Origin of the sequence: Microbulbifer donghaiensis (assembly GCF_900129095.1) — a bacterium.
In the GTDB taxonomy this organism is placed as follows: domain Bacteria; phylum Pseudomonadota; class Gammaproteobacteria; order Pseudomonadales; family Cellvibrionaceae; genus Microbulbifer; species Microbulbifer donghaiensis.
In genome coordinates this window covers 832,363-846,347 of the sequence record NZ_FQVA01000001.1, presented here as the reverse complement: position 1 = coordinate 846,347, position 13,985 = coordinate 832,363, and the positions used below count along the sequence as shown (strand labels likewise).

Genomic DNA, 13,985 nt, shown 5'->3' with positions numbered 1-13,985 from the left:
GCTAAGGCGCGAGCAGCTGATTCACGCACTGCCCGCTCTGTTCAAATTCCGCCACGTTGGCGAGCGTGCACTTGGCGATATTGGTGATAGCCTCGCGGGTGAAGTATCCCTGGTGGCCGGTAATGATGACATTGTTGAACGTCAGTAGTCGCGCGAACACATCGTCCCCGAGAACCGTATTCGAGCGGTCTTCGAAAAACAGGTCCTCTTCCTCTTCGTACACGTCCAGTCCGAGGTAACCAATCTTTCCTGACTTAAGCGCCCGAATTACCGCCGCTGTATCAATCACGGCGCCGCGTGACGTATTGATCAGGCAGACTCCATCGCGCATTTCGGCAATGGCGGTATCGTCGATCAGGTATTGGGTTTCCGGTAGCAGTGGGCAGTGCAGGGAAATGATATCGGAGTGGCGACACAGGGTCGGCAGTGACACGTACTGCAGGCCCAAATCGCGGCAATTTCGGTTTTCCACCGGATCGACGCCCAGCAGCTGGCAGCCAAACCCGTGCATGATTCGGGTAAAGACAGAGCCAATCTTGCCGGTGCCCACCACGCCCACGGTCTTGCCGTGTAAATCAAAGCCCATCAAGCCATCCAGGGAAAAGTTGCCTTCGCGGACCCGCGCGTGGGCGCGCACGATGCGGCGAATCAGGCAGAGGATCATGGCGACCGCATGCTCGGCGACTGCGAAGGGGGAGTAACCGGGCACGTTGGCGACGAGGATGTCCAGTTCGTTGGCCGCACGGATGTCTACGTGATTGAATCCGGCGGAGCGCAGGGCCAGCATCCGAGTACCCTGATCGCGCATTTTCTTTAACAGTGGCTCCGGCACTGGGTCGTTGACGAACACACAGACTACCGGCGCTCCCTCGCTCAGAATTACGGTGTCCGCATCCAGGTGGGCGTCGATATAGTGGAGTTCGTGGCCGAATTGTCGGTTGTAGCGATCGAAGTACTGTTTGTCGTAGGAGCGCGCGTTGTAGATGGCGATCTTCATCGGTTGGCCATAATTTCGGCAACTTTGCTCTGACAAGGATAGCCCCTGGCTGTTGGCGCGAAATCGGGTGATCGATCTGCGGCAGATGTACACCCGAGCGGCAGTCCCCCTTTTCGGTGACCATTTTGCCCAAAATGGTGCCGGCTTTTGCACGCCCTCAACCGCTCCGCGACCTTGCCGAAGCAGGGGGTCTGAGTGTAAGGTAGCGCTCTTTTGGCGCGGCGAGCATTGGCACGTCGACAGTATTGGAGGCTATCTGATCATGCGAATTATTCTCTTGGGGGCGCCGGGGGCCGGCAAGGGCACTCAGGCTCAGTTCATTACAGAGAAGTTCGGCATTCCGCAGATCTCCACCGGTGACATGCTGCGCGCTGCGGTGAAAGCGGGCACGCCGCTGGGTCTGCAGGCGAAGGACATCATGGCTGCTGGCAAATTGGTATCGGATGACCTGATTATCGCCCTGGTAAAGGAGCGCATTGCCGAATCAGACTGCGCCAACGGATTCCTGTTTGATGGTTTTCCGCGCACTATTCCGCAGGCACAGGCCCTGCTGGATGCCGATATCGCCATCGACCACGTGCTGGAAATTGCTGTGGATGACGAAGAGATCGTCAAGCGCCTGTCCGGCCGCCGGGTACACGAAGGTTCCGGCCGCGTGTATCACATGATTTACAATCCCCCCAAAGCGGAGGGTGTGGATGATGTAACCGGCGAGCCCCTGGTCCAGCGCAGTGACGATACTGAGGAGACCGTGCGCAACCGCCTGGCGGTTTATCATGAGCAGACAGAACCGCTGGTCGGTTTTTACCGTGAGCTGGCGGAGCGCTCACCGGAGACTGCACCGAAATACAACAAAGTCCTGGGGATCGGTTCCATGGACGAGATCCGCGAAAAGGTGTTTTCGGCGCTGGGTTGATCGACCGGCAGCGAATTTGCGGAAAGAGGCTCCCACACGGGAGCCTTTTTTGTGTCTGCCGAAGCTGGCGGTAGTAGCGGTCGATTTAGCAAGTCCTGCCACTTAAAGTTAATATTTGCCCGGTCGAATCTCTCATAGGTCCAAGTATGTCCACAGCGGTTATTTTGATGAATCTGGGCACGCCGTCGGAACCGACGGCGCCAGCGGTGAGAAGCTTTCTGCGCGATTTTCTTTCCGATCCGCGCGTGGTGGAGATTCCCCGCCCGCTGTGGCTGGCAATTCTGCACGGCCTGGTGCTGCCTTTGCGCCCGCGGCGTATCGCCCCAGCCTATGCAGAAATCTGGGGGCGCAGCGCAGATGGAGAGCCGGTGGAGGGCTCGCCGCTGCTTTACTACACGCGCCGTCAGGCGGAGCTGCTGCAGGAATATCTCCGCGAGCAGCGGCCTGATATTACCGTTACCCATGCGGTAACCTACGGCGAGCCACAGCTCGAATCGGTGATCGCCAGGCTCCGTCGCGAAGGCTTTGAATCCTTTACCGTTCTTCCGCTCTATCCACAGTATTCTGCCACCACTACCGCCGCGATTTATGACCAGGTGGCGCAAATCTTCCGTAACAGCCGCGATATTCCGGACATCAACGTGGTGCGGGATTACTATCAGAACCCCTTTTATATTCGCGCCCTGGCCAATTCGGTGCGGGATTACTGGGAAAAGCGCGGCCCTGCGGATAAGTTATTACTGTCTTTCCACGGCATTCCCAAAGCGAATATTAAAAAGGGAGATCCCTACTACCGACAGTGCTGCGAAACAGCCGAACATCTGGCTGCAGAGCTGGGGTTAAACGCGGATCAATGGCAGGTCAGCTTCCAGTCCCGTTTTGGCAAAGCGGAATGGCTGCAGCCTTATACGGACAAAACACTGATCGAGTGGGGGAAAAAGGGGATTGCGCGTGTCGATGTAATTTGTCCGGCATTTGCGGCTGACTGTCTCGAGACCCTTGAGGAAATTTCGGTAGAGAATCGCGCTAATTTTCTCAAGGCAGGTGGCAAGGACTATCACTATATCCCCGCACTGAATTTACGCCGCGATCATATTGAGGCGCTGGCGGCAATCGTCGAGGAAAAACTCCCGCTCCGGCTGCGGGGCTAATTACCGGGAGTCAATTAATTACCTTTCCGCCGCCAAAAAACGGATGTGCAGGGGGCTTTTGGCAAAAAAAACATATTTTTTTGTAAAAACTTTCTCATTTTTCTTGTTTTTTCTTGCAAAGCGGGTTTTTTTTATTAACTTTGATACAGTTGCATCGATTTAATCGGTGCGGCTTGCTGTGGAATCGATAAGCGCTGCGTCGTATGCGGTGTTCAATCGGCAGCAATACGGCAATACCGCCAGCACACTTTCGGATGTACTTCTTCTTATTTTCAGAGAGGAGACAAGGGATGGCACGAGTAGCGAAAAAGAAAGCAAGAGCCAAACGTGCGGTGCGCGCAAAAGCTCCGGCTGGAGAATCTCCGGTAGTAGCCAAGGCGCAAAAGGCGGTGGATGCAGCGACCAAGTCGCTGGATGCACAGCTGGACCGCGTAGCCAAGGCGCGCGCCCGTGTACAGAAAAGCAGTACCGCCGCCGCAAAACAATCGCTGAGCAGCGCGAATGGCAAGGCAAAAGAATTGCGCGCCAAACTGGCATCCGCGAAAGTGGATCTGGCCAAAGCCAATGTGATGGATGCAGTTCGTCAGGTCGAAGAGGATGCCAAGCAGAAACTTGGCGACCTGGCCGAGAAACTGAAGGCTCAGCATGACAAGGACTTGGCTAAGGCCAAGGCAGCATTTGAGGCCCGCTGGAAAAAAACTCGCGCTGCAGTTCACGCTAAGAAATTGAAAGCTGCCGAGAAGAAAGTCGAAGCCAAAGTGAAAGCGGCGGCGAAGAAGGCTGCTGCCAAGGCCAAGGCGCTAGAGAAGAAGGCGGCAGCCAAAGCCAAGGCCGAGGCGAAGAAGGCGGCGAAAAAGACCGCGAAGAAAGCCGCTCGCCCGAAAGCGGGTCGCCCGAAAAAGGCGGCCGCCAAAAAGGTGACGGCTAAGAAAGCGGGCAGGCCGAAGAAGGCCGCCGCCAAGAAGGCCGCGGCCAAGAAGACCTCGGCCAAAAAGGGTGCGACCAAGAAGTCGGCCCGTCGCGGCCGTCCGCCGAAGAAGAAGTGATTCGGCTGCTATAAGCGGGAGAAGCGCGCTTCGCGGCACTTCACGCAAACCTCGGAAAGCCCCGGTACCCCGGGGCTTTTTCGTTTTTTGGCTAATGAGTCCCGCCAGGCCATGGCGAATGGCTGTTGCGCATGACTCTATCCGCCGACCGTGACACAATTCGCCCTCGCCGAGTTGCTGACTGAGTGTATTGTGAAGATTCTCGCCTTGGATACTACTTCCGGAGCCTGTTCCGTCGCCTTGTATAGCGGCGGGCAGGTCTGCGAACAGTTCGTGCGGGCCGAGCGGGATCACACCCGCCGCCTGTTGCCGATGGTCGACCAGGTATTGGCCGACTCAGGGCTCAGTCTCAGCCAGTTGGATGCGCTGGCTGTCAGTCGCGGTCCCGGCTCATTCACTGGTCTGCGCATTGCCATCAGCTTCACCCAGGGGCTGGCTTTCGCCGCGGACAAGCCGGTCGTACCGGTATCCAGTCTCGCTGCCCTGGCAGCGGGTGCTCGCAGGTCCCATCCGGAATGGGGGGATTCACCCATTGTCGCGATGCTGGATGCACGTATGCAGCAGGTTTACTGGGGCATCTACTCCGCGGGTGCGCCGCATGACAGCCTGCTGGCGGAGGCGGTACAGGACCCGGATCGCGTGGTGCAGTCACTGCGGGAATCTGATTTGCCCCAGCCAGCGTATGGCGCCGGGCCCGGCTGGCACTACCCGGAATTCGTCGACGCGCCGGTAGCCCAATGTGATATGGATACGCCAATTCACGCGCGGGAAATTGCCGAACTGGCGCTGCCCCTGTGGCAGAATGGCGCAGCCGTTGCCGCAGAAGAGCTGGAGCCGCTCTATCTGCGCGATGAAGTGACCTGGCAAAAACGACAGAAGATCCGCTCGAAGTAGTCCATGGAAATATTTCAGATAGTTATTCTGGCCCTGATTCAAGGGTTGACGGAGTTTCTGCCCATCTCCAGCTCGGCACATCTCATCCTGCCGAAAGAGGTCTTGGGCTGGCCGGACCAGGGGCTGGCATTCGATGTGGCGGTGCATTTTGGCTCTCTGCTGGCAGTGGTGCTGTATTTCCGCAGTGAGATCTGGGCGCTCCTGCGCGATGGGCTCGGTGGGCTGGTAAACGGTCGCTTCAGCGATGAGGGGCGGCTCGCCTGGCTGATTGTGCTGGCGACCATTCCTGCCGGGCTGGCCGGGCTCTTTTTCAAAGAATTTATCGAAACGCATCTGCGCTCGGCCGCCGTAATTGCCGCTACCACCATCGGCTTTGGCATCTTGTTGTGGTGGGCGGATGTGCGCGGTGCGCGCAAACAGACACTCGCCCAGCTGAACTGGAAAAAAGCCCTGATGATTGGCGCCGCCCAGGCCCTGGCCCTGATCCCCGGCACTTCCCGCTCTGGCATTACCATGACGGCGGGCCTGATGCTGGGGATGGAACGCGAGGCGGCCGCCCGGTTTTCATTTCTGATGTCCATTCCGGTGATAGCGCTCAGCGCCATGCTGCTGACTTTTGATCTGCTGTCACTGGAAACGGTGCCCTGGCGCGACATACTGCTGGGCACAGTGCTGTCATTTGTCAGCGCTTATTTGTGTATTCATTTTTTTCTGCAATTTATCAGCCGTATCGGCATGGCGCCTTTCGCGATTTATCGCCTGCTGCTGGGTGCGGCGCTTATCTGGATGATCTGGGGGTAAACCACCATGGCAACAGTCGCATTTCTCGGTCTCGGTGTAATGGGCTATCCCATGGCCGGCTTCCTGGCCAGGGCCGGTCACACCGTGCGTATCTACAACCGCACGGCCAGTCGCGCCGAGCAGTGGTTGCAGGATTACACCGGCGAGGCATTTGCGACCCCCGCCGCGGCGGCCAGTGGTGCCGAAATTGTGTTTGCCTGTGTGGGTAACGACAACGACCTGCGTGAAGTGGTCGCCGGCGAGCAGGGCGCCTTTGCCGGTATGGCCAGCGGTAGCCTGTTCGTCGACCACACCACCGCTTCCGCCGATGTGGCGCGGGAGCTGGCGGCCCTCGGCCGGGACAAGGGCATTGGCTTCCTGGATGCACCGGTGTCCGGTGGTCAGGCGGGCGCGGAGAACGGTGCATTGACGGTGATGGTGGGGGGTGACGAGCCCGACTACCAGCGCGCACTGCCGCTGATCGACTGCTACGCCCGCGCCGTCAATCTGCTCGGCCCGGTGGGCAGTGGCCAGCTGTGTAAGATGGTCAACCAGATCTGTATCGCCGGCGTGGTACAGGGGCTGGCCGAGGGCCTGCATTTTGCCCGCGCGGCGGGGCTGGATGCCGAACAGGTAATCGGTGTGATCTCCAAGGGCGCCGCACAGAGCTGGCAGATGGAAAACCGCTACAAGACCATGCTCGCCGGTGAGTACGAGCACGGTTTTGCGGTTGACTGGATGCGCAAGGATCTTGCGATCGTTCTGAATGAGGCGCAGCGCAACGGCGCGCTGTTACCGGTCACAGCGCTGGTGGACCAGTTCTACAGCGAGGTGCAGGCCCTCGGCGGCAGTCGCTGGGATACTTCCAGCCTGTTCGCGCGGCTGATGAATGTGCGCTCTTTCGATTGATGGGGCAATGGATAGCGGCTGATTTATGAAGGTACTGCTGTTATCCGCCTATGATGCCGACAGCCACAAGCGCTGGCGTCGCGGTTTGGTCGCGGCCATCCCGGACTGGCAGTGGACGGTGCTGTCGCTGCCGCCGCGCTACTTCAGCTGGCGTATTCGCGGCAATAGCCTGAGCTGGGGCAGGGGGGAAGCGGCGCAGACGCTGCGCCAGCCCTGGGACCTTATCGTCGCGACCTCGATGACGGATCTGACCGCCCTGCGCGGGCTGGTGCCACAGATCGCCGGGGTGCCGACTGCGGTCTACTTCCACGAGAACCAATTTGCCTACCCGTTGAGCGCGGATGCTTTTGCCTCGGTAGAACCACAGCTGCTGAATATCTACACCGCACTCGCCGGTGACCTGCTGCTGTTCAATTCTGACTATAACCGCCGCACTTTACTCGAGGGTGCCGCTGAGCTGCTGAAGCGCTTTCCAGACTGTGTGCCCCCGGGGCTCTGCGCGGAAATCGATCGCAAGTCGCAAATTCTGCCGGTGCCACTGGAAGCGCTGGCATTTGCCGAGCCGGCGGAGCGTTCGAACAGGCCCACCTTTATCTGGAACCACCGCTGGGAGTACGACAAGGGCCCGGATATCCTGCTCGCGGCACTGCGCCGCTTCTCCCAGCACAAACGCCCATTCACTGTGCACTTGGTCGGGCAGCAGTTCCGGCGTCAGCCGGCGGAGTTCGCGCAGATCCGCAAGCTGTTGCAAAAGCAGGGTGCTCTCGGAGCCTGGGGGTACCAGCTGCAGTCGGCAGAATACCGGCGGTTAATGCGGGAGAGCCACGCCGTGCTCTCCACTGCGCGACACGACTTCCAGGGCCTGGCGGTCCTGGAGGCAGTGGCGGCGGGCTGCCAGCCGCTGGTACCGGACAACCTGGCCTATCCCGAGTGGTTTGGGCGGATCGGTTACCACTTCCCTGAAGATGTCGAGTCCTGCGCGGCCAATCTCTGCAAGGCCATGGTCAAATGCGTCGAGCGGGTCGAGCGGGGTGAGAGCCTGAAGGTGCCCGACGTTTCCGCGCTCACCTGGCCAAACCTGGCGGCAGAATATCGGCAGCTGTTGAGTGACCTGGCCAGCGGGGGGTCGAATTTCGCCCGCCCGGAGTAAGCGGGCCCATACAACGCCCGGCGCGAAAAGGTTATTATTCGCCCTTCAGTTTCCAGAAATTGCAGCACGGATTACTAAGGACTTATGACCAAGCAGCGCGTACTGACCGGCATCACCACCACCGGCACCCCCCACCTGGGCAACTACGTCGGCGCTATTCGCCCCGCAATTGCCGCGAGTCAGGAAGAGAACAACCAGTCTTTTTACTTCCTGGCCGATTATCACGCGCTGATCAAGTGTCAGGATCCTGAGCAGGTACACCAGTCCACGCTGGAAATTGCCGCGACCTGGCTGGCCCTCGGGCTGAATACCGACAATGTCGTCTTCTACCGCCAGTCGGACATCCACGAGATCCCCGAACTCACCTGGCTGCTCACCTGCATGACCGCCAAGGGCCTGATGAATCGTGCCCACGCCTACAAGGCGGCGGTGGATGCCAACCGCGCCGATGGCGAGGACTCGGATTTCGGCATCACCATGGGCCTGTACAGTTACCCGATCCTGATGGCGGCGGACATCCTGATGTTCAATGCCAACAAGGTGCCGGTGGGCAAGGATCAGGTGCAGCATATTGAAATGGCCCGGGATATCGCCCAGCGTTTCAATCACCACTACGGCGAGCACTTCGCCTTGCCGGAGGCCGTGGTAGACGACCATGTGGCGGTGCTGCAGGGGCTCGACGGCCGCAAAATGAGCAAAAGCTACGGCAATACCATTCCGCTGTTCCTGCCGGAGAAGCAGCTCAAGAAGCATATCAACAAGATCAAGACCAACCTGCTGGAGCCGGGTGAGCCGAAGGATCCGGATACCTCCACCGTATTCCAGATCTGGCAGGCCTTTGCCTCCGAGCAGCAGACTGCGGAGATGCGCCAGGCGTTCGAAGAGGGGATCGCCTGGGGCGAGGCCAAGAAGCAATTGTTCGAGCTGATCAATGGCCAGATCGGCGAGGCGCGTGAGCGCTACAACGAGCTGCTGTCCAGTCCCGCACAGATTGAAGTGGAACTGGAGAAGGGCGCAGAGAAAGCCCGCGCCTACGCGGCGCCGTTTATCGAAACACTCCGCCACGCGGTTGGCATCCGCAAAATAGGCTAGGCGCCGCAGGATCTCCACTCGGGAGCGCCACTGGGCCGCTCCCGCCGGCGCTGATCAGAAATAAAATCAATAACAACAGGGATAAATTTATGGAAAACATCCAAGCGAATCCAGACTCGGGCAATGGCGGGGTCGCCAAGGGCGGCTGGATTAACCGCGCGCTCAACTTTATCGAGGTCGTCGGCAATCGCCTGCCCGATCCCGCCGTGCTCTTCCTGGTGTTGATGGTGTTCATCTGGGTGCTGTCGTGGCTGCTGTCCGGGGTTACTTTTGAAACACTGCACCCGGCCACCGGTGAAGCTATCCAGGTGACCAACCTGCTATCCGGCAGTGAGATGGCCAGATTCCTGTCGGGTATGGTCACCACTTTCACCGGCTTTGCCCCGCTGGGGGTCGTGCTGGTAGCCATGCTCGGTGTCGGTGTGGCCGAACACAGCGGCTTTATCAATGCCGTCCTGAAGAAACTACTGGCAGTGACACCGCAAATGCTGCTGACGCCGATGCTCATTTTAGTAGCAATCGTCAGTCACACGGCGGTGGATGCCGGATACGTGCTGGTAATCCCGCTCGGTGGAGTCATTTTCTATGCCGCCGGTCGCCATCCTCTGGCCGGTATCGCTGCCGCATTTGCCGGGGTTTCCGGCGGCTTTTCGGCGAACTTTGTCCCCTCCGCGATAGATCCATTGCTGCAGGGTTTTACCCAGACTGCAGCGCAAATCGTGGACCCGGAAGTGCAGCTGAACCCGCTGAACAACTGGTTTTTTACGTCCGCTTCGTGCCTGGTGATTACGCTGCTCGGCTGGTGGTTGACGGACAAGGTCATCGAGCCGCGCCTGAAGAACGTCGCCATCGACGGCGACGCGGACGATATGCCGGCAATCCGCGAATTGGGTGCGCGGGAGAAAAAGGCCCTGTACCTGTCGGTGGCGGTGATGGTCGCCGGTATCGTCGGGCTGGTGGCCTGGATGCTGCCGGAAACATCTGCACTGCGCGATGCCCAAGGCCAGTTGGCCTCGTTTACGGCACCGGCAATGAAATCCATCGTGCCGCTGATCTTCCTGCTGTTCATTATTCCCGGCGTGGTCTTCGGTTACGCCGCCGGTACTTTCCACAAGAGTAAAGACGTCATCGATGCGATGTCGAAAACCATGGGCTCCATGGCCTACTACATCGTAATGGCCTTTTTCTGTGCGCTGTTTATTTCTGAGTTTGCCCGCTCCGGTCTGGGCACTCTATTGTCCGTTGAGGGCGGCAATCTACTGGCGGCGATGAATTTGCCCGGCCCGGTCACCCTGATGGGAATTATCCTGCTGGTGGGCTTCGTCAACCTGTTTGTGGGGTCAGCCTCGGCCAAGTGGGCTTTGCTCGCGCCAATTTTTGTGCCGATGCTGATGCAGATTGGCTTTTCCCCGGACCTGACGCAGGCGGCCTACCGCGTGGGAGATTCCTCCACCAATATCATCACACCGCTGATGCCTTATTTCCCACTGGTCGTTGTTTACTGCCAGCGCTATGTGAAGAGCACGGGTATCGGCACACTGGTATCGATGATGCTGCCATATTCGCTGGTATTCCTGATTTGTTGGTCTGTGTTCCTGGTGGCCTATTGGTCACTGGGGATTCCGCTGGGCCTGCAGGCCAGCTATACCTACCCCTGAATGCAGGGGCTTGGCTGACGGATTGCATCTGTAGCAGCGACAGCTGCTACAGTTGCCCGGAAGCGTTGCTCGCCGAGCCCCAACCCTCCCAGTCGCTTCCGCGTGAGCTCTCCTGTCCGGTGACATTATTTCGGGGCGGGATTCCCATTAGCTGATCGGAACGCCGCTGACAGTTTGCCATGTGCGTTTCTGATCGGGGACAATCGGTTTTTCAACGGGGACGTGAAGAAATTTATGGGTTATCTGTACCTGGCGATCGCTATCATCACCGAAGTCGCGGCCACTACGGCACTGAAAGCTTCAGAACAGTTTACCAAGCCAATACCCACGCTCATCGTAGTGGTTGGTTATGGTATTGCCTTCTACATGCTGACACTCGTACTGCGTACGATTCCGGTCGGTGTTTCCTATGCGATCTGGTCCGGGATGGGGATCGTGCTGGTGGCCATCACCAGTGCCTTTGTTTACAAACAGGTACCGGATCTGCCGGCAGTTTTGGGAATGGGGCTGATTATTATCGGTGTGCTGGTAATCAATGTCTTCTCCAAGACGGTTGCACATTAAAGCCACGGCTGACAAGGCCGGTTGGTGCATGAGCCGCTAAGCCCTCCCTGATGCTCGTCAGCAAGGGCTGGCCGCGCGCAGCATTTCGATATGCGGGATGCCGTCTTCATCGTAGGGCACCGATACCTGTTCGAAGCCGAACTCGCGGTAAAACCCCTTCAGGTGCTGTTGCGCGGAGATGCGTATCGGCATACCCGGATACGCCTCCGCGGTGAGCCGCACGGCCCGAGCCATCAGTTCCTTGCCAAGCCCCGAGCCACGACTTTCGGCGACGGTCAGGACGCGGCCGATCGAAGGCTCTGCATATTTTTTGCCGGGAAAGACGACACGCAAATAGGCGAGCAGTTGGGGAGATTCCGTGGCTGTTTTCCAGCCGGCGAGATGCCAGGCGAACTGGTCCTTGCCGTCGGCGTCCTGGTAGGCACAGTTCTGTTCAACGGTGAAGATTTCCTGGCGGATTCTGAGAATTTCGTAGAGTTGATCGCGGGAAAGCTCCGCAAAACCCAGCCACTGCCACTGTACCATTGGTCACCGGTTGTATGATCTGATGTCCAGAGGGTAAAGCGGCGTTGTGGTTTATGGAACCCCCTGGCGCAGTGTAATAGCTTCGTTCACTGCTTGGATTGGGCTTTCCAGCGGGGCCGGGGTGCGCCCTCGCCGGGTTCTGGCCAGCCCTCGCGCTGCTGTCTGCGGTCGCCATCCACGTCTTCTGTTTGGTCGTGAAACAGCTGCACCTGGGTTTCGAAGGGCATGTCGATTTGGGCTTCGTCCAGCGCCAGTTTGATCGCGCGAACTACCGCGGAGCCGATATGGTTGGCATCGGTCTGGCGACTCTCGGTCCACCAGCGCACGCGGATGGTGACCCAGCTGGCGGCCAGGTCCCAGGGCAGAGCCTCGACCGGCGGCTTCCGGTGTACGCCGTCAACCTTGCGCACAGCCTTCTCGAGGACCTCACAGGCGCGATCGATATCATCTCCGTAGCCGATCCCCACGTCGTATTCACTGCGGCGCAGGGGATGTGCGGTTTTGACCACCACGGCGGTGGTGTAGATATCACTGTTGGGGATGACCACGCGCTGACCGTCGTAGGTGCGGATCAGCGTGGCGCGGTTCTCGATTTTCTTGACCGTGCCCTCAAATTCACCGACACGTATCTGGTCATTGATATGGAAGGGCTCCTTGAGCAGGATCAGCAGGCCGGCTAGCCAGTTCTGCAAAATATCCTTGAATGCAAAGCCGAAAGCAACGGAGCCAACTCCCAGTCCCGCGACGAGGTCGCCGGGCTTGAGTGTCGGCATGACAATCGTAGCCGCCAGCAGGCAGCCGATACCGAAAATCCCCCATTTGACCAGTCCGCCGAGCACGTCGCCGAGATTCTCCCGCCGACGTCGAGTCAGCTGCTGCCTGGTCACGTAAGCAAAAAAAACGCCCAGTAGATAAAGCAGTATTACCACCAGCAGTGCGGCGATGATATTGGGAATATGCTGTACTGCATCGGCAATCCAGCTATCCACTTTGTCGAGCGCCGTATCCAGGCCCTGGTCGACCTGTTCCGGCAGCTCTTTGATCGCTTCCTTGCTTTCTTCCTGTGTGGTCCCCAGACGTTGTGTCGTCATCCGTTGTGTCTCTGACAGCCGGCTAACCCGGCTGACTATTCCTGCCGGTTCCATGCAGTTTAGCCACGCGCGTCACAGCCTGTAGCCGACCCATCTGGTTGACTGGGCGAAGGGGCCAAAGGGGGCCTCGTGCCCGCGAGAGACGCGGCGGGCAGGGCGTATTTCTGCGGAATATGGGGGCGATCAGGTTTGGCGGCCCGGGTAACACGGCGTTGACCCGGGTGACTCAGTGGAATTTCTGGCGGACCAGTTACTGCTGGGTGCCGTTACCTGTGGCAGCGGCGTGGAAAAAACTGCCGTGCTGCAGGTAGTACAGTACCTGCTGAATGACAGCGTCATTCTTCATCATAAATACGTGAGTGACCGGCATTGTCAGGTGATCCTTCATGCCTTCGAGTCTGGTACTGGCCACCGAAACCTTGCCGTCGTCGCTGTCGGGAATCATCTGGGACAGTATCAGGTTGATACTGCGGGTGCCGGCGATGATGCCGACATCGAATTCCGCGGCACCGAGCTTGTTGGGCACGCTGAGCTCCCCGGTTCCCAGCTGCAGGCCTGCATCGCCAAATATGAAGCGGAAGCCGGGGAAGTCACCGAGTTTGTCCACCACCTCACTACCGTGATTTGGCGGCCCGAGCATAACCACGCGATTGAGATTGTCGATCGATACGCGGCTCAGGTATTGCCGCACGAGAATGCCCCCCATGGAATGGGTGACAAAATTGACCTGGCTGTGGTCCGCGCATTGGTCCAGTGCCGGCGCGATGGCCCGGCCGGCCAATTGCTCGATGGAATAGTCGGTGGACGGGTAGTCAACGTTGACGGTGGTGAATCCTGCCGCCGAAATAGCCGATTCCAGCTTGCTCATCGAGGAGTCGGACTTGCCCAGACCGTGCAGCAGAATAACGCAGGCCGCTTCGGCGCTGACCGTGATCGGCAGCAAGCTCAACAGCAACAGACTCATCCATTTCATAAACTACTCACATTGCTCCAAAAGGACAGCCATTCTACGCAGGTGCAAGCCGGCTGGGAAAGTGGCGCGGCTGGCGGATAATAAAGAACGAGTGCCGGAAAATAATCCCGCCCGGAGATTGAGAAGTACTTCCATTCTTCGGCGGGGATCCTGGCGCTTTACAGGCATGGCCTTTGAACTAAATTCGAGAATAGGGAAATTAATCCACAGGCCCTGCCGGGTCATTACTCACCAATAAC

General features: G+C 58.7%; 14 protein-coding genes. 10 read left to right on the top strand and 4 right to left on the bottom strand.

Features of this window, described 5'->3' with window-relative positions; genetic code table 11:
* Window position 1: 1 nt before the first annotated feature.
* Window positions 2-997 (bottom strand): 2-hydroxyacid dehydrogenase, encoded by a 996-nt coding sequence (locus tag BUC36_RS03540; protein ID WP_073271493.1) that lies wholly within the window; start codon window positions 995-997, stop codon window positions 2-4.
* Window positions 998-1,259: 262 nt separating this feature from the next.
* Here BUC36_RS03540 and adk point away from each other — a divergent pair, with 262 nt between their 5' ends.
* The 10 genes from adk to BUC36_RS03490 all read left to right on the top strand — a co-directional run bounded on the left by adk (window position 1,260) and on the right by BUC36_RS03490 (window position 11,157).
* A complete protein-coding gene (gene adk, locus BUC36_RS03535) occupies window positions 1,260-1,913 on the top strand; it encodes an adenylate kinase (protein WP_073271491.1) in 654 nt (217 codons plus the stop codon).
* Window positions 1,914-2,059: 146 nt separating this feature from the next.
* A complete protein-coding gene (hemH, locus tag BUC36_RS03530) occupies window positions 2,060-3,064 on the top strand; it encodes a ferrochelatase (RefSeq protein ID WP_073271489.1) in 1,005 nt (334 codons plus the stop codon).
* A 290-nt stretch (window positions 3,065-3,354) separates the two neighbouring features.
* Entirely contained in the window at window positions 3,355-4,110 is a 756-nt protein-coding gene (locus BUC36_RS03525; protein ID WP_073271487.1) for a hypothetical protein, read from the top strand.
* A 207-nt stretch (window positions 4,111-4,317) separates the two neighbouring features.
* Complete coding sequence (tsaB, locus tag BUC36_RS03520; protein ID WP_234994877.1) at window positions 4,318-5,004, top strand: tRNA (adenosine(37)-N6)-threonylcarbamoyltransferase complex dimerization subunit type 1 TsaB; 687 nt, start codon at window positions 4,318-4,320, stop codon at window positions 5,002-5,004.
* A 3-nt stretch (window positions 5,005-5,007) separates the two neighbouring features.
* Window positions 5,008-5,805, top strand: coding sequence for an undecaprenyl-diphosphate phosphatase (locus tag BUC36_RS03515; protein ID WP_073271484.1), 798 nt, complete (start codon window positions 5,008-5,010; stop codon window positions 5,803-5,805).
* A 6-nt stretch (window positions 5,806-5,811) separates the two neighbouring features.
* Window positions 5,812-6,693 (top strand): NAD(P)-dependent oxidoreductase, encoded by an 882-nt coding sequence (locus BUC36_RS03510; RefSeq protein WP_073271482.1) that lies wholly within the window; start codon window positions 5,812-5,814, stop codon window positions 6,691-6,693.
* A 25-nt stretch (window positions 6,694-6,718) separates the two neighbouring features.
* Window positions 6,719-7,843: a tRNA-queuosine alpha-mannosyltransferase domain-containing protein gene (locus tag BUC36_RS03505; protein ID WP_073271480.1), complete on the top strand. Its 1,125-nt coding sequence runs from the start codon at window positions 6,719-6,721 to the stop codon at window positions 7,841-7,843.
* An 84-nt stretch (window positions 7,844-7,927) separates the two neighbouring features.
* Window positions 7,928-8,935 carry a tryptophan--tRNA ligase gene (locus tag BUC36_RS03500; protein WP_073271478.1) on the top strand — a complete coding sequence of 336 codons (1,008 nt, stop codon included), beginning with the start codon at window positions 7,928-7,930 and terminating at the stop codon, window positions 8,933-8,935.
* 89 nt (window positions 8,936-9,024) lie between these two features.
* The gene (locus tag BUC36_RS03495) at window positions 9,025-10,593 is read left to right on the top strand and encodes an AbgT family transporter (protein ID WP_073271476.1); all 1,569 of its coding nucleotides are present in this window, start codon (window positions 9,025-9,027) and stop codon (window positions 10,591-10,593) included.
* Window positions 10,594-10,827: 234 nt separating this feature from the next.
* Entirely contained in the window at window positions 10,828-11,157 is a 330-nt protein-coding gene (locus BUC36_RS03490) for a DMT family transporter (RefSeq protein WP_073271474.1), read from the top strand.
* A 57-nt stretch (window positions 11,158-11,214) separates the two neighbouring features.
* Here the strand turns inward: BUC36_RS03490 and BUC36_RS03485 are convergent, their stop codons facing one another.
* The 3 genes from BUC36_RS03485 to BUC36_RS03475 all read right to left on the bottom strand — a co-directional run bounded on the left by BUC36_RS03485 (window position 11,215) and on the right by BUC36_RS03475 (window position 13,746).
* Entirely contained in the window at window positions 11,215-11,682 is a 468-nt protein-coding gene (locus BUC36_RS03485) for a GNAT family N-acetyltransferase (RefSeq protein ID WP_073271472.1), read from the bottom strand.
* Window positions 11,683-11,768: 86 nt separating this feature from the next.
* Entirely contained in the window at window positions 11,769-12,773 is a 1,005-nt protein-coding gene (locus BUC36_RS03480) for a mechanosensitive ion channel family protein (protein WP_084535559.1), read from the bottom strand.
* 250 nt (window positions 12,774-13,023) lie between these two features.
* Window positions 13,024-13,746 (bottom strand): esterase/lipase family protein, encoded by a 723-nt coding sequence (locus BUC36_RS03475; RefSeq protein WP_143186869.1) that lies wholly within the window; start codon window positions 13,744-13,746, stop codon window positions 13,024-13,026.
* Window positions 13,747-13,985: the final 239 nt, after the last annotated feature.